Genomic DNA, 21,433 nt, shown 5'->3' with positions numbered 1-21,433 from the left:
CATCTAAGAAAAAACCCCTGCTCTTTCACCCCTCCCAATCATTTCCACTTTTTCATTTTTATGTGAACCATCCCGCTTTCTCATTGGTATAGTTAGTAAAAGAACCTTTGGAGGTGTACGCAATGGATACAGGCTGGATTGTCTCATTGATTGTTGTGGGAATTTGGATGGTCATTATTTTAGGGATTATGATTCCATTGGAAAGAAAACACATCGTAAGAAAGAACGGAAAAATTGATTATCATAAAACAACGATTTTCCTAAGATGGAATGTGTTCGATACACTGACGATCGCTTTGGTCATTTATACCATCATTTGCGTACAGGCGCTTAATTTGCTGATTTCATCAGGGCAGACGGTAGACAATGTCTATGTCCAATTCTTTACGAATCAATCGCAAGCTTGGACGATCATAGCTTTCATCTACCTGCTTATGAGACTATCGAACACCCTGAAGTCCATCCGCGCCCGCTATGGAGGAACCCTTGAATAAAACGGTTGAAGACTGGATGAGCGATTACCAGCATGGAAACAAAGATGCTCTGGAATCACTTTATCAGTTGTACAAAGAGCCTCTGTACTCGTTCATTTACCGCTATACCCGAGACGAACCGTTCAGTGTGGACGTTGTTCAAGATACCTTTGTAAGACTGCAACTTAATAAAATGCAATACGATCCAGAGCGAGGCACACTTAAAGCGTATCTCTTTCAAATCGCTTATCGCATCATGATTACGAAACTGAATCGCCGTAAGAAATGGCAATCCCTTCTACCATTTTTAACACCACAGCCGGCCGACTCCTTTTCCCAAGAAGATAAAATGTCGGTTCAGGAAGCGGTATCTAAGCTACCTGCCACTCATCGGGCTGTCATTCTCTTATCCTACTACCACGACCTGCCACACGCGGAAATCTCGAGTATTCTCAATCTTCCCATTGGAACGGTCAAATCACGATTGCATACAGCCATTCAACTGTTAAAAAAAGACCTCGAGGTGAAAAGTAATGAAGAAAAACCCCTTTGAACAAGAAGAACATTTAAAGTATCAGTTAGACCAATACAAGGTGGACGTTTCAAATGTCGAATGGGAGAGGAGCCGGAAAAGCCGGTGGATTCATTACTTAGCTTCCCCGACGAACAATCCATTAGACCTTCTTATGGAAACGATGCGGGGCTGGACGTTGACGAAAGTCATTCCGGCTGTTCTTTCCATGTGTCTGGCCATTTTGCAGGTCATCTTCCTGTAGTGCGAGCAGAAGAATAGCCTGCCCCTCTCCCTTTCGTTAATGCAGGAGTACAGTAGGGACAGTCACCGATATACAATTTGTCATGTGGATATCGATTCCACTTCAAGAATAACCAATGAATGTGGCTTTAGACAACGGACCACGCTTTCATAGATATCTGCTATCATGGTAGAGGGGATCAATATATTCCTACTGCGGAGAGTGGACCAACTAAAAAAAGCCCCCGCTTACAAAGGAGGTATGCTGTGTGGATCGTAACCATGAAGAGGAAGTGATACGTAATTATCAAAAAGGCGAAAAAATGATGATTTTGCTTTTTGCCCAGTGGTGTATCAATCATGACCTGGATCCAGTGGCTATTTATAAAGAGGCCTATCCTTATCAGGAGAAAAATAAAGAGCTGATCGATGCCTTGGAGCTGACCGTATCGAAGCAGGAGTCCGATCACATTGATTCTGAGACTCTTCTTGAAGTGCTGTCTCTCTATGGAAATGACGACCTTGCTTTTGTTGTATCTGATTTAATCAGCCGTAAAAATTTGAAGTAAGTAAAACTAAAAAGAAAGCACCTTCTCGTGATGCCACCGGGGCACCACGAGAAGGTGCTTTCTTTTGGTGCGTGTTATTTTGTTGCACTTCCCTTACTCCGTCAGTCCTTTACCAAGTACCTAGCAGTTGCCCCCTTACTTTTCAACTGCAACGAATGAGGGTATGGTAAAACTAGTAAAAAGTATAAAAGGAGTTTGAGGGGCAAATATGGCATACGTTTTATTAATTGTCGGCTTCGGTTTATTAATCAAAGGAGCCGATCTATTCGTTGATGGGTCTTCCAACATTGCCAGGCTACTCCGTGTACCTCCTATTTTAATAGGGTTAACGATTGTAGCTTTCGGCACAAGCTCTCCCGAGGCGACAGTCAGCATCATCGCAGCTTTACAAGGAAATGCTGAAATTTCGCTGGGCAATGTTGTAGGAAGTAATATCTTCAATGTCACTCTAGTTGTAGGGATTGCCGCTTTCCTTTACCCATTAATGGTAGAGAGCGAAACAACGAAAAAAGAAATCCCATTTGTATTGCTCGCTAGTGGAGCATTACTCGTACTTATTAGTGATACGGAGTTACAGAGTTTAAGTGAAAACTTGCTTACACGCAGCGACGGTATCATCTTTTTATTGTTCCTATCTATTTTTATGTACTATGTGATTGAAGTGGGGCTGAAAAGTAGAAAAGAATCGACACATGAAGCCATCCCCCCTGGGATCAAGTGGGGAAAAAACAGTCTTGTGACGCTGGCAGGTTTAGTAGCTATTATTTTTGGCGGCGACCTGGTGGTAGACAGCGGCACAGAAATTGCTTATGACCTCGGTATGAGTAAAACGTTAGTGGGATTAACCATCATTGCGATAGGTACATCCCTTCCCGAACTCGTAACCTCCATATCCGCAGCATTAAAGAAAGAAAGTGGAATAGCATTAGGGAATGTAGTGGGCAGCAATATCTTCAATATTTTGTTTGTTCTGGGGGCTTCCTCTGTCATTTCGCCTTTATCTGTAAATGGCAAAATCTTTATCGATGTCATGATTATGATCGTACTGAGCTTATTATTGTTTCTATTCTCAAGGACCCATTATAAAATCGGAAAAATAGAGGGTTCCATCCTTGTGGCCATGTATATCATTTATCTTGTTTACATTATTTTGAGAAACTGAAATTTCCAGTGGTTATGAAAGGGAAAATCACTTTCGTCTTTGAAAATCTGAAATAAAAAAGCCCCGGCACTATAGCAGTGCTGGGGCGAAAATAAACAACTTAGGTGACCCAACCATGTAAGAATCATCCTTGATTCTACACATTTTTTGAAATTCAGACTTCCTTGAAGGACAATTCTTCTAAGAATTCGTTTCCTGATCCGGTTAAGTCTCATTTGCCTTCTCTTCATCTTTCTTTATTCGCAACGAATGATGAAACACCAGCTAAGAGAATGCTCTTTTGTTTCCTTACTCAATGCTCGCTTAATTTTTACAGGGGGGGGATTGTCATACACTGACCTCTCCACGACCTTCCATCCGCAGGCCGGCTGTATCATATGCCCCTTTCAAGACTGCTTTTCATCCTTATTACGTGGATGAACGGCCTCCTTTGTCGGGCATTTCGTTCGTTCGGAAACGAACTCGCGATGGTTGAGCCACCTAAGTTGTTTATGTTTTTTTGTTATCTTCTTTACACTTTTATTATACCACCAAATACGGATATGGACGCGGGAAGTTGTGACCGTTCTGTAAACGTTTACTTAGATAAGATCGTATTTAACACGGCTCAGTTTATGCCTTGATGAATAAGTAGAGAAAGGGTTTTAAAACCAAAAACTTCAAAGGAGAGAACGGTATGCTGGAATCTGTAGATCTATCCTTAGACATAAGCAAAAAGCAGTATAAGGAAGAAATGAAACAGACTCAGTTGAAGTTACTTCAGCTGCAGCGATCCATCTACGATAACCAATTAGGCGTTATTATTGTCTTTGAAGGCTGGGATGCCTCGGGAAAAGGAGGCGTGATCAAGCGGGTAACGAACGGACTCGACCCGCGAGGCTTCGACGTCCATGCCATTGGCGCTCCTTCATCGAACGAAAAGAGGCATCATTATCTTAAACGTTTCTGGAATAAGATCCCACCTTACGGGAAAATAGCAATTTTTGATCGTTCCTGGTATGGCCGTGTTCTTGTGGAAAGAGTCGAGAATTTCGCTTCTGTATCCGAATGGAATCGAGCTTACAACGAAATCGTTCAATTTGAGCACCTGCTTGCTCAAGATCGATATGTCGTCATCAAAGTGTGGTTGCACATTTCTAAAGAAGAACAACTGAGACGATTTGAAGAAAGACAACAAGACCCTTTTAAAAGATGGAAAATCACGGATGAGGACTGGAGAAATCGTTCCAAATGGGAGATGTATGAAGAAGCTGTAGAGGATATGTTTCAGCACACGTCTCCTCCAGAAAGCAAGTGGCACATCGTAGCAGGAGAGAATAAACAATATGCCAGAGTGAAAATCAATCACATCATTATCCAGGAGATTGAGAATAAATTAATACAGCTCCCTCTTCCTCTCTAACAGTGTCTACCCTTAGGGAAACCGTCGCTGGTACATAAAAAGCCCTGGCACTTGAAGAAGTGCCAGGGCAAAGTAAACAACTTAGGTGACCCAACCATGTAAGAATCATCCATGACTCTACATATTTTTCTAGGTTCCAGACTTTCTCGAAGGACAATTCTACGGAGAATTCGTTTCCTTTTCCGGTTAAGTCTATTTTTTCTTCTTCCTTACTTCAACAGAAGAGCTGAGGTAATGCTCATTGTTTCCTTACTCAACCCTCAATCTAAATCGTCCTTCCAAGCTTTAGCCACTACCCACCATCTGTAGATAGCTGTATCACCTGCCTCAATCAAGACTGTTATTTCATCCCATACATCGGATGAACCTTCTTTCATCGGCTGTGACTTTTGTTCGCTTGGAAACGAACTCGCGATGGTTGAGCCACCTAAGTTGTTTATTTATTATTTGCTATCTTCTTTACACTCTTATTATAACACCATTCCCTGATTTCAACGGGGGGTAGTTGTGTCAATTTTGCAAACGTTTACATTCGGACTGTTATGACTAAATCCCGTCAACTTCCTTGTACAGAAAGAAGCCCCGACACTTAAGAAAGTGCCGGGGCGAAGTAAACAACTTAGGTGACCCAACCATGTAAGAATCATCCTTGATCCTACACATTTTTTTGGATTCAGACTTTAACGTAGGACAATTCTTCAGAGAATCCGTTCCCTTCTCCTGTTAAGTCCAATTTTCCTTCCCCTTCTTCTTTCTTTATTTCAAAAGAAGAGAGAAAGCACTAGCTATGGGAAGACTTTGTGTTTCCTTACTCCTCCCTCATTTAATTTCAAAAGGGAATCATCGTGTACCAAGACTTCCCCGCCACCTACCATCTGTAGGCGACTGTATCACCTGACCTCTCAAGACGGTTTTTTCACCCTCATTTCACGGATGAAACGTTCTTTCATCGGCTGTGACCTTCGTTCGTTTGGAAACGAACTCGCGATGGTTGAGCCACCTAAGTTGTTTATTTGTTATCTTCTTTACACTCTTATTATATCACCATTTCCTGATTTCAACGGGGGCAGTTGTGGCAACTTTGTAAACGTTTTCTTAAAAGATGAAATGACCTACGCTCTTGATCTTCACCTCCTAAAAACACCGCAGCTTTTAAATCCAATTGCTTCTTATTGATCCATTTCCAAACCATTCATCGTTCCCCCTCTTCCTCTACTTGCCACCTGTTCCCTTTCTAGAATAGTGCTTGTTTTCTATATTCCCACAACAAAAAACCACAACAAACAACATTAAAACACAACAAAACACATCTTTAACACATGATTAATACTGCTTTTACAAACAGGCTTTATAGTGAAGATGCAGTAAGAGATAGGAGGGATTAGCGAAGAATCAATCACATATTCAAACGTTGTCGTTGTTTTTATAGATTGTGGAAAATTAAGGAGGATTTCAAAATGATGAAGAAATTAATGTTGACTGTTATGACACTTTTGTTGATTTTTGTGGCAGCCTGCTCTGGTGGAAACGCAGAGGAGAAAGAAGAAATTACGGTGTACACCGCACTCGAAGATGACATGATCGAAACATACTTAACCTCTTTCCGTGAACAGAACCCAGACATTAAAGTCAATATCGTTCGTGACTCCACGGGTGTAATTACCTCAAAGCTTTTGGCTGAAAAAGATGCACCTGTCGCTGACGTTGTTTGGGGAACAGCCGCAACGAGCCTGCTTGTCGCTGATCAGCAAGGGATGCTTGAAGGATATGCACCGAAAGGAATTGATCGTGTAGCTCCTCAATACAAAGATTCAAAGGAAACACCACACTGGGTCGGAATCAACGCCTGGATGACTGGATTCGCTGTTAACACAGTGGAAATGGAAGAAATGGGACTGGATATCCCTCAAAGCTATGAAGACTTGCTTGATCCACAATATAAAGACTTGATCGTAATGCCTAACCCGGCTTCCTCAGGTACAGGATTCTTAACCGTATCTGCCTTCATGCAGCAAATGGGTGAAGAAGAAGCGTGGAATTACATGGACAAACTTCATCAGAACATCGGCATGTATACACACTCTGGTTCTAAGCCGGCAAAACTTGCTGGACAAGGGGAATATCCAATCGGAATTTCCTTCGGTTACCGTGGCATTACGCAGGCGGAAAAAGGAGAACCGATCAAGACCATTTTCCCTGAAGAAGGTTCTGGCTGGGATTTAGAAGCAAACGCTCTTGTGAAGAAAGAGGAAATCAAACCAGCTGCTAAGACGTTCCTGGACTGGGCCATTTCTGATGAAGCGATGAAAGAATACAGCGAGAACTTCGCGATCACTTCCGTACCAACGGACAAGCCGGTTCCTGAAGGTTTCCCTGAGAATCCTGAAGAGCAGTTGATTGAAAACGACTTTAACTGGGCAGCTGAGAACCGTGACGTCATTCTTGAACAATGGACCAAAAAATATGACGGAAAGAGCGCCCCTAAAGAGTAAGGTACAACGGAAGTCGGCAAACTTTTTGTACCAAAAGGGGCGGGTCTTCCCGCCTTCGGTCTCTTATTATCTCATGAAAAAGGAGCGAGTCCAATCATGAATCATCTCGCTGTCGAACAGATCACCAAAACGTTCCAAAACTTTACCGCTTTGAAAGATATATCGTTCTCGATTGAAAAAGGGGAATTCATCTGCTTGCTCGGACCAAGCGGTTGCGGAAAAACGACGCTCCTTCGCATCCTGGCAGGACTGGAAATGCCAAACGCGGGAGGCGTCCTGATGAATGGCCGGGATATGACACACCTTCCTCCGGCTGAGCGGAATTTCGGCATCGTCTTTCAGTCGTATGCCTTATTCCCGAATTTAACAGCGGCTCAAAACGTCGCCTATGGATTGAACCCTAAACAATTTTCCAAGAAGCAGCGCAAAGCAACGGCACTGGAAAATCTCAAACTCGTCAATTTAGAACAGATGGCTGACCGTTACCCTGCCCAATTATCCGGTGGACAACAACAGCGTGTCGCTTTAGCGCGTGCCCTGGCGATGAACCCGGAATTCCTTTTGCTGGACGAGCCACTGTCCGCCCTGGATGCTCAAGTCCGCTTGCAGTTAAGAAACGAAATCAAACGTCTACAGAAACAGTTAGGCATTACGACCGTTATGGTTACGCACGATCAGGAAGAAGCCCTATCCATGGCGGATCGGATGATCGTCATGAACAATGCCTTAATCGAACAGGCCGGAACACCGCAGGAAATCTATGACCGCCCCCATTCCCCCTTTGTTGCAGACTTCATCGGGGCGGTCAATTTCGTCGGCGATCAGCTCATCCCGAACGGGGAAAAACAAGATGTAGCGGTCCGCCCGGAGCATGTGACGATTCACACCCATCCGTCCGCCTCTTCCCTTCCCACCCGGGTTGAGAATTTAGAGTACCGGGGCAGCTCCTATCGCGTCGTGCTGAGGCAGACAACGAAGGACAACGTTCTCTATGCTGATATCGATACCGATACGTTCAAACAACAGCCACTTGCTGTGGGCGAAGTGGTCTATGCCGAACTGCAGGAAGATAAGGTCATCTTCTTTCACGGCCAGCCCGAGCCCATAACAACGAAGCAGCCTGTGCTCACCTAGGAGGTCCATCATGATTACAGCACTACAATCTTTATTCAGCCGGGAACCTGTCGTGAGGCAGTCCTTAAGTAAAGATGCGCACATCCAACGCATACTACTCCTGCTCATGTTCGTTGGACTTGGAACGACCATCATCCTCCCCGTCATCGAGCTGTTGAAACGGGCGATGCAGAACACCCAGGGAGAATACATCGGAGCGGAGAACTTCATCACTTACTTTTCCTCTCCCAGCTTGTTTCAATCCGCGGTGCATACCTTGTCGGTCGCATCGATCACGATGATTCTCTCGGTCAGTCTAGCCTTTCTTTTCGCCTATGCGATTGAACGGACGAAGATGAAAGGAAAAACGTTCTTTACGTACATGGCCCTGCTGCCTTTATTCGCACCGACCATGATGTACGGCATCGCTCTCGTCTATTTGCTCGGAAACAACGGCGTATTCACGACCGGGTTCTTTGGACTATTCGAGCAGTGGTTCGGCTGGCAGGAGTCCGATTTTGACATCTATGGATTCAAAGGCATTGTGATATCCGAGGTGATTTTCACCTTCCCGCAAGCCTTCCTAATATTAAAAGTTTCTCTATCCACCGCCGATCAACGTTTATATGAAGCGGCGGATACGATGGGCGCAGGAACGTTGAAGAAACTATTCACCGTCACTATCCCAAGTATCAAGTATGGGCTGGTGAGCGCCTTTTTCGTCAGTTTTACACTCAGCTTCACCGACTTTGGCGCACCAAAGGTCGTCGGTGGGCAGTACAATGTGCTCGCAACTGATGTGTACAAGCAGGTGATCGGCCAGCAAAACTTTTCCATGGGAGCAACCGTCGGCATCATCTTAACCATTCCAGCCGTGATCGCTTTTATCGTCGATCAGCGGATCCAACGGAAGCAGTCGAGCATCAGCTCAAAGGCAACTCCGTACAAGACGCCATCAAACCCTGTGCGCGACCGTCTATTCACGGCGTACTGTACAACCATTACAATCGGCATCATCACTTTGTTCCTGGCGATAATCGCTGCCGCTTTTGTAAAAGTCTGGCCTTACGACTTCTCGCTGACGCTCCGTCACTTCGGGTTCGGGTCAGTGGCGGGAGACGGGCTTCAGCCTTTCTACAATAGCCTGATCGTCTCTGCGGTCACGGCTGTCATCGGAACGGTGGTCATCTTTATCGGCGCGTACTTGATTGAAAAATCGCGTCACCTGGCATGGGTTAGAAAAGTATCATACTTTCTATCGATTCTGCCGATTGCCTTACCTGGACTGGTCATTGGTCTTGCCTTCATCTTCTTCTTTAACCAGTCGGCGATCAGCATCCCGTTTACATCCATGGAAATCGCCAACCCTTTTCAGTGGTTGTACGGAACGATGATCATTCTCGTTCTCGCGAATATCATCCACTTCTACTCGGTGTCGTTCATCACCGCAACGACATCTCTCAAGAAACAAGATGCAGAATACGAAGCCATCTCTGAAACGATGAAGGTTCCTTTTTACAAAACGTTCGCCAAAGTGACGGTGCCCCTGTCCTGGCCGGCGATTCTCGAAATGATGATGTACTTGTTCGTCAACTCGATGACGACGATCAGCGCGGTCGTCTTTCTGTATTCTTCCGAGTGGAAGCTTGCCTCCATCGCTATCGTCAACATGAACGATGCCGGAGACATTGCACCGGCAGCAGCGATGTCTTTATTGATCATCATGACCAACATCATCGTCCGTGTCGCGTACGAAACAATTGTCAAATCTATTAAAAAAAGAAAAGTAGGGATCTAATATGAAAAACATTCAAGCGATCATTTTTGACTGGGCCGGAACAACGGTCGACTACGGCTGCTTTGCCCCTGTCCAAGTATTTATCGAGGTTTTCAACAAGCGTGATATTCAGATCACATACGATGAAGCGCGTAAGCCGATGGGATTATTGAAAATCGATCACATCCGTGCCATTACAGAAATGGAGCGCGTCCGCACCGAATGGACGAACACCCATGGAAGTGAGCCGTCAGAGGAAGATATCGAAGCGATGTACAAAGATTTCGAAGACCTGCTATTCCGCGGTCTCCACCAATTCGCGACTCCGCTTCCGCACGTGACCGAAGTGATGGAACAATTGAGAGCGCGCGAGATCAAGATCGGATCCACCACAGGGTACACGGAAGAAATGATTGAAATCGTCGCCCGCGAAGCGAAGAAACAAGGATACGAACCAGATACGATCGTCGCTTCCACCGAGGTTCCTGCCGGACGCCCTTATCCATGGATGATCTATGAAAATGCGAAACAACTGAACGTCTTCCCGACAAGTCAAATGATTAAAGTCGGCGACACGGAAACGGATATGCAGGAAGGTCGTAACGCAGGGTCGTGGACCATCGGGGTCGTCAAAGGCAGCAGCACGCTTGGCCTCTCTCAACAGGAAGTTGAAGAAATGGATCCCGTCCTCCTTCAGACGAAAATCGAAGCTGCCAAGCGAACATTGCTTGAAGCCGGTGCCGATTATGTCATAACCGACATGAGTGAGCTTCCTGAAAGAATCGATGAAATTGAAAAGCAGATGAATGAAGAAGTGAGTGCGTATGCCTAAGGTGTACCACGGCGAAGGGGACGTCAACCAGTCCCCTCTCCGCCAGGCTTGGAACGAAAGGCTTTCGGACGAAACCACTCACATCCTGAAAGAAGATGAGCACTACTTTTTACATCAGTCGCTATCAACCCCGTGCCTGGATGTCATCGATCGTGCCGAGGGTTCTGCCTTTTATAATATCGAAGGAAAACGATACTTGGATTTTCACGGCAATGCCGTCCATCAAATCGGATTCCAACACCCAAGAGTCATTGAAGCGATGAAACAGCAGCTCGATACACTCAGTTTTTCAACTAGACGCTATACGAACCGTAACGCCATCGCACTCGCGAAACGATTGACCGAACTTGCGCCGGACCCTTTGAACAAATCGTTGTTCGCACCTGGGGCTACCTCTGCCATCGGTATGGCGCTGAAACTTGCACGGATCGCGACAGGGAAACACAAAACCGTTTCGATGTGGGAATCGTTTCACGGCGCTTCGATGGATGCCTTATCTGTTGGAGGTGAAGCTCATTTCCGTCGCCAAATAGGTCCGCTCCTTCCCGGCGCGATCCACGTTCCCCCTATTCAGAACTACCGGCCGAACTGGGAGGGGGCGGGCCTTGATGATCGACAGCTCGCTTCACATATTGAATACCTGTTCCAACAAGACCCAGACATCGGCGCATTCGTGATGGAAACCGTCCGGAATACAGACGTACAACTTCCTTCTCATGCGTTTATGAAGAAAATAAGAGCGCTGTGTACAGAATATGATGTGAAACTCATTTTCGATGAGACCGCCATCGGTATGGGAAGGACCGGCCGCTGGTTCGCATTCGAGCACTACGACATCGTCCCTGACATGGTCGTACTCGGAAAAGGATTAGGCGGAGCCGTCTATCCAATGGCAGCTTTACTCGTCGATGATTCCTTAGATGTCGCAAAAGATACATCGCTTGGCCATTACACCCACGAAAAAAGCCCACTCGGGGCTACAGCGGCTTTGACGATGATCGACGTCATTCAGGAGGAACAGCTTTTGGAGCAACTCCCCCTCCTGGAACAAAAAATGAAAGAGCGTTTGGAAGATTGGAAACAACGCTATTCTCTTATAGGAGATATCCGGCACATCGGTTTTCTTTTTGCCGTCGAACTCGTTACCGACCGTACAACGAAAGAAAAAGCGACAGCTGCAGCAGAAGCGGTCATGTACCATTGCTTAGATCACGGACTCAGTTTCAAAGTTTCAAAAGGAAACGTCCTGCAGCTCTGTCCGCCATTAAACCTATCACACGAAGATTTAGACGAAGCGCTGAACATTCTGGAATCAGCGATTGAAGACGTGCAGCTGAGAGAGGAGAATACGTATGCAAAATCATGATCACTATCTACTGCTCACTCCAGGTCCTTTAACAACGACCGCTTCAGTGAGAGAATCCATGTTGAAAGACTGGTGCACGTGGGATGAGGACTATAAGTCCCTCGTCCAGTCGATCCGCTCCGACCTTTTGTCTCTTGCCGGAGTATCAGAACAAGACTACACCAGTGTGCTCATGCAGGGAAGCGGCACGTTCAGTGTCGAATCTGTCATCTCCACCGCCGTCCCTGACGATGGAAAACTTTGTGTCCTCGTCAATGGCGCGTACGGAAAACGCATCGCTGAGATTGCCGAACGCCTCAAGCTGAACGTACGCACGATTGAATACGGAGAGACAGAGAAGCCTGACTTAGAAAAAGTAGAAATTGCTCTGAAACGAGATGAAGCGATCACTCATGTAGCCGTCGTCCATTGTGAAACGACAACCGGTCTCCTGAATCCGATCCACGATATCGCAGCGATTGTCAAACGCTACAATAAGGCGTTCATCGTTGATGCTATGAGCAGCTTTGGCGGGATCCAGATGTCAATCACGGATATGGACGCAGATTATGTCATCAGCAGTGCCAATAAATGCATCCAGGGCGTTCCTGGTTTCGGTTTTGTCATCGCTAAACGACAGGCCATCCAGCAGTGCGAAGGTCAGGCCCGCTCGCTGTCGCTCGACTTGTTTGATCAATGGAAAACAATGGAGGGTCAGGAAGGAAAGTGGCGCTACACGTCCCCGACTCATACTGTTAGGGCGTTCAAACAGGCACTCGAAGAATTAAAGCTGGAAGGCGGTATTCCGGCAAGACAGAACCGCTACGAGCAGAACCAACGGACACTCGTCGATGGGATGCGTGCGCTCGGCTTCACGCCCCTTCTCCCTGATGAGTGGCAGTCGCCGATCATCACACCGTTTTATTATCCGGAAAATGAGTCGTTCCAATTTGAACGATTCTATGAAGAGTTGAAGTCCCGCGGCTTTGTCATTTACCCGGGGAAAGTAACCGACCTGAAGACATTCAGAATCGGTAATATCGGAGACATTCACCCTTCAGATATAGAAGCATTGCTTGAAGCTACTAGAGAGAGTTTATACTGGCTCGAACCCGTTACCAAATAAAGAACCCTTTGCTTTTCCATGCATGAAAGAGGAAACCTAGCGTACCCCTCTTTCATGTATAATGGAAAGAAAGGAAGGTTTTTGTCACGTTAGGAGGGACGACGTTGTCACTCGTCGCAGAAGAACGGAAACAAAAAATACTACAAATGCTCGAACATCAAGGCAAAGTCCGAGTCAGCGAACTTGCCGAACAACTGGACGTGTCGACCGAAACCATTCGACGACACCTGGATGACCTGGAAAACCAACAGAAACTGAAAAAAGTATATGGCGGAGCTGTAAGAAACGAAACGTCCAACGAACTGCCGCACTATGAACGAGAATCGATACACATCGAAGAAAAAAGAACCATCGGCCAAGCAGCCGCGGATCAAGTCGAAGATCACGACACCATCGTCATCGATGAAGGAAGCACGCCGCTTCAGATGATTCCTTTTCTAAGAGGAAAGAAAAACTTAACGATCATGACCAGCTCCATCCCAGCCCTGAACCGGCTGATGGAATACACGAAACGCAGAGAACTCGAAGCCCGCGTCATCTTCATCGGCGGAGAAGTAAGCGTCGACCACCTGCGCACATCCGGCCCCATCGCTGAAAAAATGATGGAAGACTTCTACGTCAACAAAGCATTCATCGCTACAGACGGTGTCGACATCGATCATGGGATCACAAGCTTCGACCCGAACAAGGCGCTCTTTACTAGGAAGCTGATTGAACAATCGGGGAGATCTTATATTCTGGCGGATTCTTCTAAGATCGGGATGAGGACGTACGTGAAGATGTCGAATTTAGAGGATGTTTATGCTGTTGTTAGTGATGTTCCGCCGCCTGAGGATTGGGGATCGAACTTGCAGCGTTTAGGTACGGAATGGATATCTAGGTAAAACAATAAGGAGGTACTAGTGCTGCTTCTCCAAACACTAGTACCTCCCCTGTTTCCCCTTCATCCTTCCACAAAGATGACTCTTCAGAAATAATATTGTAATTTACTTTTCTTCTGTTGAAATCACGTTACCCACTCCATATGGGATGAATTTCCGGTGCCTGGCCCCTTCTGAGCGAAGCGGGGGTCAGGCTCCGATTTTGTAAAGACCATGGGGTTTGAAATAATTTCACAATATCCTCATTTGTTAATTACTCAAACTAAAGACAACTGAACAGTCCTAATCAATCGTAACGAAATTTAATAACTAAATTTACTTTTATGCTTCCTTATAAGAGACTGCTTAAATATTTCATCAAAATTCGCTTCCCAATCCATAAAAGGTTTGTCAAAATTGGCTATGTAACCAAGAAACAAATTATATAGTTCCATTCCTTTCGCATCTTTCTTAGTTGATATTTTACTTTTAATTTTATTTATTTCTCCTAAATTTTTGTTGTTCAATATGCCAGAAGAATAGAGATCGTGAAGTATGTAAAAATAATCAGATAGAAGGAAACCATCTATACCATCATACTTACCCTTGTCACTTTTATTTATATTTACAGAAAATCTTTTTATTGCCTGTTCGATGTACTTTTCAACAATCACATTGATTTCATCAACTACGGATTTATAGTATATGCATCCATCCTTTTTATTAATTATATAATAAGTGATTACAGATAGAGAGAAATAACTCTCATTACGCTTTAAGATTTCAATTAAAAATTCTCTAGGTAAGTTATTGTTATTAAACGTCAACAAAATAATTACATTTGTTAAATCAATGAACTTATCACTATTATATTTTAAGAAATTAAAGTATTTTTTATAGATGAGGTCGTCCATATTTTTTTCAATAACACTGGTCTTTTTCTGTAACAGTATCGTTATCCTGTTAACTTTAAGTACATTTTCGTATTTTACAGAAAAACCTATTATATACATTAGCAAGTCTAAAATTCTTGAGAAGTGGTAATAAATTAAATCATTATCATTAAGCTTCAATAGATCATTGATTATGTATATGATTTTATTTTCTAATGTGCTAATTATATATGAAATAATGTACACACTATGCTCCTCATATTCATGTATTATTAATCTAATGTCATCATAGAAGTTATTGTAACCATATTTATAAAAACCTAGATCTTTCTTCTTTAAGAAGTTAAGTAATTTCTCTAAAGCATCTTTGACCTTAGTTACCCACAAATGACTTCTTAAAAAGGGTTTTCTTTCAACCACCTTTTTACTTTTATTTACATTCATTTTATATTTAATACTTACCTTATTCACAATTCCCTCTAACTTTTCTGCGGTTGTAAAGTTCTTTGTGAAAATAAAATAATCATCAATATACCTAATAATCTCGTAATCCCGTTTATGTACATACCCTTCTTTCAGAGATTCATCATAGATTAAGTTATCAATTCTACATAAGACAACATCAGCAACAGTTCTTGAAAATTCAGGGCCTACAACGATACCGTTAGTTTCATTATAATTAATAGATTGAGTTAATTTGTCTAAAATCCCAGAAAATCTGCTTAATGAATTTGATATATTATCCTTCGCTATACTTTTACTACCATAATATGCCCAATCTATTGAGTGGGTGTATATTCGATCAAAACAATTACTGAAGTCCAATTTTGTAAGGTATGTATATTTTTGCTCTAAATGTTTTAAATAATAGGATTTATAGAAATCAGTTATCCTTGGAAATGCACCTAAGTTAAAATAGTTTCTTAAGAATTTGTCTCTATCACTATTATTATCTTCTTTCTCAGGAGTTAGCACCCAGTTCAATTCTTCAATATACTTTTTAGGGATTTTTTTATATGTATTATTTAGACCTAAAGGGACTCTAATAGAAAAAACGTTATTTTGATCAAAATAATTAACTATAAGTCCGTTAAACTGTTCCAAGAACTTTGCCATTTGTAAAAGCCCAAGAGGATGAACTAAGTCAATCTTCCTGAATTCTGAATTATTTTTATTTACTAAGAAAGAGAAAGGTATTGAGAATTTCAAAAGATTCATCTTTCGGTTAGAATTCTTTTCATTGCCCCTAAAGTCTATATTATTCCACTCTTCTATATGGTTTATTATGTAATCATGAAAAGTTTTTATAGAGAATATAATAGGAATTTCAGAGGGCAATGTATCTGTGAGTAGAGGGGCAATTATTTTATTTTCCAAATTATTCACCTTCTTCATAGAATTATCTATGTAAATATTATACAATATTATATAGAGTATGTGGCAAGTAGTAGCTAGTAAAGTAGGGTCCTTGCAAAACACTGCTTTATTGCTATGTAATATTAAAATATAAAATCTGCGTTTAAACGTAGTTTTTATATTTACCTGAGTCATTTCTCGGCATTACACATTAAAAACTTGCTTGTCACTTCTCTTCTTTAATTATTCTATAAGGTGATGGATATGAATATTACACTAGATAAAAACCTTTTAGACACGTATTTCAAATTATTGAAACCTTCACTTAAAACAGGGAAAGACCGAGTAAATGTATCAAATTTCGAGAGGAATATTGATCAAAATTTAGACATCATCGAGAGAAAAACTAATAATCATACTTATCAATTTACCAACTTCAAAAAAGTCACAACCAACGGTAGAACCGTAAACATACCAACTATTAGAGATAGAATACTTATTGAATATCTAAAGGATACAATAAAACAAAAGTATAAAATAAAATTAAAAGATAGAACTACTATTATATCTAATTTAAAGGATATACTTTCAGAAAATATCGACTACTACATTATAAGATTAGATATAGAGAATTTTTTCCAATCCATTCATCTAAATGATCTGCTTAGTAAAATAGAAAAGTCCTCATTGCTACAATATAGAGAGTACGATCTACTCCAAAAATTACTCTCTAAACAAGCAACCGGCCTACCAACTGGACTCTCCATAAGTAATTATCTTTCTGAGTTATTTCTTGAGGGCTTTGATTTAAGATTAAGAAGAATTCATGCAAATATATTATTCTACAGTCGTTACGTTGACGATATAATCATTGTAGTAGCTGGTAAGGTCTCAAAAACTGAAACAACAAAAATCCATAATAAGATTGAGAGCATTTTCAAAGAGTATAAGCTCAAAATGAATAAATCTAAATCTGAAAGTAAAGTACTGACTAAAGATAAAAACAGTACAGCAATTGAATATCTTGGTTATACATTTAAAAGAACAAGAAAAAACAATACACAAAAAAGAGAGCCCTCATTAGAAATAGGAATATCTAATGACAAGTTACAAAAATACACAGCAAAGATAAATTACATATTTTTTGATTTTTTTCAAAATAATAATGAACACTTGCTTTACGAGCGTCTTAAAGTGCTTACAAAAAAAAATAAAATGTCCAAGAAGTTATTTGCGATTGAGACCAATTCTAAATTTAGTCTTAAGTATACTTCTGTTACTTTTGGATTGTCAGAAGACTATAAATTCATTAATGATGCTAGCTTTAAATTAGTTGAAAAAAAACTAAATCAAAATATACACTTAGCCAAAAAAAATATACATAATAGAAAAATGAGAAGAAAATTACACAAGATGGGCTCTATAAATAGTAATAGTGGAAAAATAAACATTATTGATAAAATACCAATCCACTCTCTTAGAAGTAAAGTAAACAAGCTAGATAGTTCTACTAACTATTCACAAATATTAAAAATGAGAAAGAGTGAATTGTTACATCATTACTTTCGTATGATACAGTAAAAAATTAAACCCTAGTCCAAGAATTTTATACCAGTTTCAGACCAAAAAACAGGGGCCTCCCCCTGTTTTTCTTTCATTCATCTATCAAACATCTTTCACTACTTTTTTTCCTAATTCTTAAATTATCATTGAAGAAACTACCTAAGAAAAATACTACTTAACCTTAAATTTCTTTTCTCTCCAACCACGCCATACACTCTTCATGACTCGTATTCGGTAACAGTGAACTTCTTTCGTCTTATTTCGGTGCCTGACTGATAACTTAAAAATGATGTTTGTATCAGATACTCCCCCGAGCTGAGCTTACCTACACTAAAAAAAGCATCACACATGATAAGTGTGATGCTCTTATATATATTCCCAATATTGAACTTACACATCACGACGTTTTTTAATGCTGTAGTTTGTATGAGCCACAACGGTTTTTTCGAAATCTAAATTGCGCTCGTGGAAATCATCCATAATAGTCATGTCGCAAACAACGGAGTTTTGTAAATTAGCAGAAGTTACGACAGCTTCAAACTGTTGGCCGTCTTTTTGGAAAGTTATAATATCGCCTACGGTCGCTTTTTCCTCTTCTTTTACTTCCTCTTGTTCTTCTGATTCTTTCTTTTTAAACGCAGCATCTACTAAACCTTTGCTTATATTTTCATCAGCCATGAGAAATTCCCCTTCCTAGTGAGTGAATGTAATGTAGTTTTTGTAGTTTCGCTTTCGTTGGTGTCAAGATTCTGGCCAAGGGTTTCCTTATCTATACCCTTAATTAAGTGCCCTCATTCATCTTAGAGTATTACTCTATCACGATTCTTTTTTATAAGAATGGGACAACACTTCCTATATAAAGTTACCCTGGACTACAAAGAATATAACATGTAAAAAAAGGCCGGTTGTTGTGTGGTTACCTCCCCAAACACAACAACCGGTCCCTTATAGGCTTAAGAATTTACTTTCACTATCATTCATCCATGTCCACTACTCTCGCTACTTTACTGCCACAGTTTTCGCATTTGCCATCCAACATAACACCCACAGGATGATCAACGTTGATGAAGTCAGTGATTGTGACAATATCACTACAGTTTGTACAGTAGACATTGGCTATCAGTTGTTTTCGAAAATCCTTTGGTAACGACAACCACATTTTGTTCGCTTCCATTTCAAGAACTCCCTTTAAAAATACTACTGAAATTTACTTTTCTTTCTTCTCCAGCCACGTCACACACTCCACATGACTCGTCTGCGGGAACATATCAACAGGCTGAACTTCCTTCGTCTCATACCCGCCATCCTCTAGAATACGAAGATCACGAGCAAGTGTCGAAGGATTACAGGATACATAAACAATCCGCTCCGGTTCCATATCCAGCATCGCCTTCAACAGCTCTTCGTCACAACCTTTACGCGGAGGATCGACGACAATCACATCCGGACGCAGCCCTTGGTTACGCCACCAAGGCATAAGCTCTTCCGCTTGTCCTACATAGAATTCTGCGTTTTCCATCTTGTTCAGACGCGCATTCTTTTTCGCATCAGTAACCGCTTCAGGAACGATTTCTACGCCGTACACTTTCTTCGCTTTTTGAGCGAGGAACAAGGAAATGGTTCCAATACCGCAGTAAGCGTCAATGACGGTCTCCCCACCTCTTAAATCCGCATAGTCCAGCGCCTGGTCATAAAGTTTCTTCGTCTGGGTCGGATTGACCTGGTAGAACGACTTCGGTGAGATCATGAATCGGATATCGCCGATCGTGTCATAAATGTACTCATCGCCCCAGATGATGTTCGTTTCTTTTCCAAGGATGACATTCGTTTTCGCACTGTTTACGTTATGGACGATTGATTTCACGTTTGGAAAAGCATCACGGATCTCATCGATCATTTTGTCTTTATGCGGAAGCTTTTTCGTCTTTGTGACAAGAACGATCATGATGTCCTTCGTATTCTGACCGGTACGGACCATGATGTGTCTCAGCACGCCGCGATGAGTCTGTTCATCATAGGCATCTATACCATGTTTGGATGCGATGCGGCGGACGGTTTCGACCATGCGATCGTTCATTTCATCCTGGATCAGGCATGTGTCCATGTCGATGATGTTGTGGCTTCGCTTCTGGTAGAAGCCGGTCATCAATTCGCCGTCTTCTTTCTGCCCGACAGGAATCTGAACTTTGTTGCGGTAACGCCACGGGTCCTCCATACCGACTGTCGGGTGGACAGGGACATGCTCAAGATGTCCGATTTTCTTCATGTTGTCTTTCACTTGCTTCTGTTTCATATCGAGCTGCATTTGATAGCTCATATGTTGAAGCTGACAGCCGCCGCACTGGTAGAAAACATCACATGGCGGCTCAACCCGGTCTTCACTTGCTTCTGTCACTTTCACCAGCTTGCCAAAGCCAAAGTTCTTTTTCACTTTGACGACTTTCACTTCGGCCTTTTCACCTGGAAGGCCATACGGTACGAAAAGTGGATAGCCATCGACTTTCCCTACCCCATTGCCTTCGTGGGTCAAATCCTCAAAGCTCAATTCAATCGTCTCGTTTTTCTGTACGGGCGGTTTCGGTTTCGCCATTGTTCATCCGTCCTTTATCGCTTTATCTATATACTCTACATGTAGTTTATCATATCTCTAAGTGCGGAGTCGCCCCGGTAGGCTATGTATTCCCCCCTAAACAAAACAAAAGAACGCCACTGTCTCACACAGCAGCGCTCCCCATTATTCTTCTTCGTCAGCTTCTTCTTCTTTGAATATATCTTCTGGGACAAAAAAGTCTAGATGTCTGTATAAATTGACAAATTCCCCGGGCAATAATCCACCGAATTCCCCGTCAATATTCAACTGCATCTTTTCATCTGTCTTCACTTTTACACGGCTTGCGGTCGTGTGGATGAATTTCGGATGATTCAAGTGGTTACCCTGGATGGCAAGTGTCGCTAAACGGACGAATTCTGCGATGTTCATTTTCTCAATAATCATCAGGTCGAAAAGTCCGTCATCCATACGGGCAGATGGGGCCAGTTTTTCCAGGCCGCCGACAGAGTTGGTATTACTGACGAGGAAAAGCATGATCTCGCCTTCATACCATTTGCCGTCATACTCCATCTCAACATAGGTCGGACGAATGGATGGCAGCATCTCGATGCCTTTTAAGTAGTAGGCGAGTTGCCCAATCATTGTTTTCAGCTTACTTGGTACTTCGTAAGAGATTTCGGTTATTTTACCGCCACCGGCGATGTTCATGAAATATTGGTCGTTGACACGGCCGATATCGAGCGGATGGCTGTAGCCTTCCAGGATGATATCCACCGCTTTATGAATGTTTCTAGGCACGTGTAAAGCACGGGCAAAATCGTTCGTTGTCCCGACTGGAATGATGCCGACTTTCGGTTTGTGTGGTTTTTCGGCAAGTCCATTGATCACTTCATTGATGGTTCCGTCTCCCCCTGCAGCCACAACGAGATCGAATTCACGATCGACGGCGTATTCTGCTGCTTTGACGGCGTCACCAGCACATGTTGTGGCATGAGTGGAGGTTTCATAACCGGACTGTTCGAACCGTTGCAAAATGTCCGGGAGAACCTTGCGTATGACTTCTCTTCCAGAGGTCGGGTTATATATAATTCGGGCACTTTTCATCGTGTATGACCCCCTTTTCTATCCAAGCATGTTCCATTCTACATCATAGCGCTTTTTCCTG

The 21,433-nt window shown here is 42.6% G+C and carries 20 protein-coding genes; 14 read left to right on the top strand and 6 right to left on the bottom strand.

All coding sequences use genetic code 11. The features are described 5' to 3' along the window. The first annotated feature begins 122 nt into the window (after positions 1 to 122). The 6 genes from GLW00_RS10925 to GLW00_RS10900 all read left to right on the top strand — a co-directional run bounded on the left by GLW00_RS10925 (position 123) and on the right by GLW00_RS10900 (position 4,360). Positions 123 to 494: a group-specific protein gene (locus GLW00_RS10925; RefSeq protein ID WP_160913970.1), complete on the top strand. Its 372-nt coding sequence runs from the start codon at positions 123 to 125 to the stop codon at positions 492 to 494. Positions 495 to 510: 16 nt separating this feature from the next. Then, positions 511 to 1,026, top strand: coding sequence for an RNA polymerase sigma factor (locus GLW00_RS10920; RefSeq protein ID WP_160914314.1), 516 nt, complete (start codon positions 511 to 513; stop codon positions 1,024 to 1,026). Beyond that, the gene (locus GLW00_RS10915; RefSeq protein ID WP_160913968.1) at positions 1,007 to 1,249 is read left to right on the top strand and encodes a hypothetical protein; all 243 of its coding nucleotides are present in this window, start codon (positions 1,007 to 1,009) and stop codon (positions 1,247 to 1,249) included. The genes GLW00_RS10920 and GLW00_RS10915 overlap by 20 nt, the downstream gene beginning before the upstream one ends. 247 nt (positions 1,250 to 1,496) lie before the next feature. Then, positions 1,497 to 1,796, top strand: coding sequence for a protein YxiS (gene yxiS / locus GLW00_RS10910; protein WP_335808467.1), 300 nt, complete (start codon positions 1,497 to 1,499; stop codon positions 1,794 to 1,796). A 208-nt stretch (positions 1,797 to 2,004) separates the two neighbouring features. Beyond that, positions 2,005 to 2,958 (top strand): calcium/sodium antiporter, encoded by a 954-nt coding sequence (locus tag GLW00_RS10905; RefSeq protein ID WP_160913966.1) that lies wholly within the window; start codon positions 2,005 to 2,007, stop codon positions 2,956 to 2,958. 676 nt (positions 2,959 to 3,634) lie between these two features. After that, positions 3,635 to 4,360: a polyphosphate kinase 2 family protein gene (locus GLW00_RS10900; RefSeq protein WP_160913964.1), complete on the top strand. Its 726-nt coding sequence runs from the start codon at positions 3,635 to 3,637 to the stop codon at positions 4,358 to 4,360. 1,057 nt (positions 4,361 to 5,417) lie between these two features. Here GLW00_RS10900 and GLW00_RS20815 read toward each other — a convergent pair. Next, positions 5,418 to 5,552, bottom strand: a complete 135-nt coding sequence (locus GLW00_RS20815) for a hypothetical protein (protein WP_272482816.1) — start codon at positions 5,550 to 5,552, stop codon at positions 5,418 to 5,420. 292 nt (positions 5,553 to 5,844) lie between these two features. On the opposite strand from GLW00_RS20815, the gene GLW00_RS10895 reads away from it, so the two are divergent. From GLW00_RS10895 to GLW00_RS10865, 7 genes are all read left to right on the top strand, one after another. Next, complete coding sequence (locus GLW00_RS10895) at positions 5,845 to 6,852, top strand: putative 2-aminoethylphosphonate ABC transporter substrate-binding protein (RefSeq protein WP_237417493.1); 1,008 nt, start codon at positions 5,845 to 5,847, stop codon at positions 6,850 to 6,852. Between the two features lie 93 nt (positions 6,853 to 6,945). After that, on the top strand, positions 6,946 to 7,986 hold the full coding sequence (locus GLW00_RS10890) for an ABC transporter ATP-binding protein (RefSeq protein WP_160914308.1): 1,041 nt from the start codon (positions 6,946 to 6,948) through the stop codon (positions 7,984 to 7,986). Between the two features lie 10 nt (positions 7,987 to 7,996). Next, positions 7,997 to 9,763 carry a putative 2-aminoethylphosphonate ABC transporter permease subunit gene (locus tag GLW00_RS10885; protein WP_160913963.1) on the top strand — a complete coding sequence of 589 codons (1,767 nt, stop codon included), beginning with the start codon at positions 7,997 to 7,999 and terminating at the stop codon, positions 9,761 to 9,763. 1 nt (position 9,764) lies between these two features. Beyond that, complete coding sequence (phnX, locus tag GLW00_RS10880) at positions 9,765 to 10,574, top strand: phosphonoacetaldehyde hydrolase (protein WP_160913961.1); 810 nt, start codon at positions 9,765 to 9,767, stop codon at positions 10,572 to 10,574. Further along, positions 10,567 to 11,940, top strand: a complete 1,374-nt coding sequence (pbfA, locus tag GLW00_RS10875) for a (R)-1-hydroxy-2-aminoethylphosphonate ammonia-lyase (protein ID WP_160913959.1) — start codon at positions 10,567 to 10,569, stop codon at positions 11,938 to 11,940. The genes phnX and pbfA overlap by 8 nt, the downstream gene beginning before the upstream one ends. Then, on the top strand, positions 11,927 to 13,045 hold the full coding sequence (locus GLW00_RS10870) for a 2-aminoethylphosphonate--pyruvate transaminase (protein WP_160913957.1): 1,119 nt from the start codon (positions 11,927 to 11,929) through the stop codon (positions 13,043 to 13,045). The genes pbfA and GLW00_RS10870 overlap by 14 nt, the downstream gene beginning before the upstream one ends. A 104-nt stretch (positions 13,046 to 13,149) precedes the next feature. After that, positions 13,150 to 13,929 carry a DeoR/GlpR family DNA-binding transcription regulator gene (locus GLW00_RS10865; RefSeq protein ID WP_160913955.1) on the top strand — a complete coding sequence of 260 codons (780 nt, stop codon included), beginning with the start codon at positions 13,150 to 13,152 and terminating at the stop codon, positions 13,927 to 13,929. A gap of 299 nt (positions 13,930 to 14,228) precedes the next feature. On the opposite strand, the gene GLW00_RS10860 is transcribed toward GLW00_RS10865, so the two are convergent. Continuing rightward, entirely contained in the window at positions 14,229 to 16,175 is a 1,947-nt protein-coding gene (locus GLW00_RS10860) for an RNA-directed DNA polymerase (protein WP_160913953.1), read from the bottom strand. A 243-nt stretch (positions 16,176 to 16,418) separates the two neighbouring features. On the opposite strand from GLW00_RS10860, the gene drt3a reads away from it, so the two are divergent. Further along, a complete protein-coding gene (gene drt3a / locus GLW00_RS10855) occupies positions 16,419 to 17,735 on the top strand; it encodes an antiviral reverse transcriptase Drt3a (protein WP_160913952.1) in 1,317 nt (438 codons plus the stop codon). Positions 17,736 to 18,107: 372 nt separating this feature from the next. Here the strand turns inward: drt3a and GLW00_RS10850 are convergent, their stop codons facing one another. From GLW00_RS10850 to GLW00_RS10835, 4 genes are all read right to left on the bottom strand, one after another. Further along, on the bottom strand, positions 18,108 to 18,395 hold the full coding sequence (locus tag GLW00_RS10850; protein ID WP_160913950.1) for a YkvS family protein: 288 nt from the start codon (positions 18,393 to 18,395) through the stop codon (positions 18,108 to 18,110). A gap of 295 nt (positions 18,396 to 18,690) precedes the next feature. Then, entirely contained in the window at positions 18,691 to 18,876 is a 186-nt protein-coding gene (locus GLW00_RS10845) for a hypothetical protein (protein ID WP_237417485.1), read from the bottom strand. A gap of 48 nt (positions 18,877 to 18,924) precedes the next feature. Further along, the gene (gene rlmD, locus GLW00_RS10840; RefSeq protein WP_160913946.1) at positions 18,925 to 20,307 is read right to left on the bottom strand and encodes a 23S rRNA (uracil(1939)-C(5))-methyltransferase RlmD; all 1,383 of its coding nucleotides are present in this window, start codon (positions 20,305 to 20,307) and stop codon (positions 18,925 to 18,927) included. Between the two features lie 144 nt (positions 20,308 to 20,451). Then, on the bottom strand, positions 20,452 to 21,372 hold the full coding sequence (locus GLW00_RS10835; protein ID WP_160913944.1) for a diacylglycerol kinase: 921 nt from the start codon (positions 21,370 to 21,372) through the stop codon (positions 20,452 to 20,454). Between the last annotated feature and the right edge of the window lie 61 nt (positions 21,373 to 21,433).

Origin of the sequence: Halobacillus litoralis (assembly GCF_009856445.1) — a bacterium.
GTDB lineage: Bacteria > Bacillota > Bacilli > Bacillales > Halobacillaceae > Halobacillus > Halobacillus litoralis.
Note: the sequence above shows the minus strand (reverse complement) of the source record. Positions and strands in the feature narration are given on the sequence as shown.

Coding starts and splice junctions, on each gene's coding strand:
- GLW00_RS10925 (WP_160913970.1), top strand. CDS start 123: ATGGATACAGGCTGGATTGTCTCATTGATTGTTGTGGGAATTTGGATG.
- GLW00_RS10920 (WP_160914314.1), top strand. CDS start 511: ATGAGCGATTACCAGCATGGAAACAAAGATGCTCTGGAATCACTTTAT.
- GLW00_RS10915 (WP_160913968.1), top strand. CDS start 1,007: ATGAAGAAAAACCCCTTTGAACAAGAAGAACATTTAAAGTATCAGTTA.
- GLW00_RS10905 (WP_160913966.1), top strand. CDS start 2,005: ATGGCATACGTTTTATTAATTGTCGGCTTCGGTTTATTAATCAAAGGA.
- GLW00_RS10900 (WP_160913964.1), top strand. CDS start 3,635: ATGCTGGAATCTGTAGATCTATCCTTAGACATAAGCAAAAAGCAGTAT.
- GLW00_RS20815 (WP_272482816.1), bottom strand. CDS start 5,552: ATGGTTTGGAAATGGATCAATAAGAAGCAATTGGATTTAAAAGCTGCG.
- GLW00_RS10895 (WP_237417493.1), top strand. CDS start 5,845: ATGACACTTTTGTTGATTTTTGTGGCAGCCTGCTCTGGTGGAAACGCA.
- GLW00_RS10885 (WP_160913963.1), top strand. CDS start 7,997: ATGATTACAGCACTACAATCTTTATTCAGCCGGGAACCTGTCGTGAGG.
- phnX (WP_160913961.1), top strand. CDS start 9,765: ATGAAAAACATTCAAGCGATCATTTTTGACTGGGCCGGAACAACGGTC.
- pbfA (WP_160913959.1), top strand. CDS start 10,567: ATGCCTAAGGTGTACCACGGCGAAGGGGACGTCAACCAGTCCCCTCTC.
- GLW00_RS10870 (WP_160913957.1), top strand. CDS start 11,927: ATGCAAAATCATGATCACTATCTACTGCTCACTCCAGGTCCTTTAACA.
- drt3a (WP_160913952.1), top strand. CDS start 16,419: ATGAATATTACACTAGATAAAAACCTTTTAGACACGTATTTCAAATTA.
- GLW00_RS10850 (WP_160913950.1), bottom strand. CDS start 18,395: ATGGCTGATGAAAATATAAGCAAAGGTTTAGTAGATGCTGCGTTTAAA.
- GLW00_RS10845 (WP_237417485.1), bottom strand. CDS start 18,876: ATGTGGTTGTCGTTACCAAAGGATTTTCGAAAACAACTGATAGCCAAT.
- rlmD (WP_160913946.1), bottom strand. CDS start 20,307: ATGGCGAAACCGAAACCGCCCGTACAGAAAAACGAGACGATTGAATTG.
- GLW00_RS10835 (WP_160913944.1), bottom strand. CDS start 21,372: ATGAAAAGTGCCCGAATTATATATAACCCGACCTCTGGAAGAGAAGTC.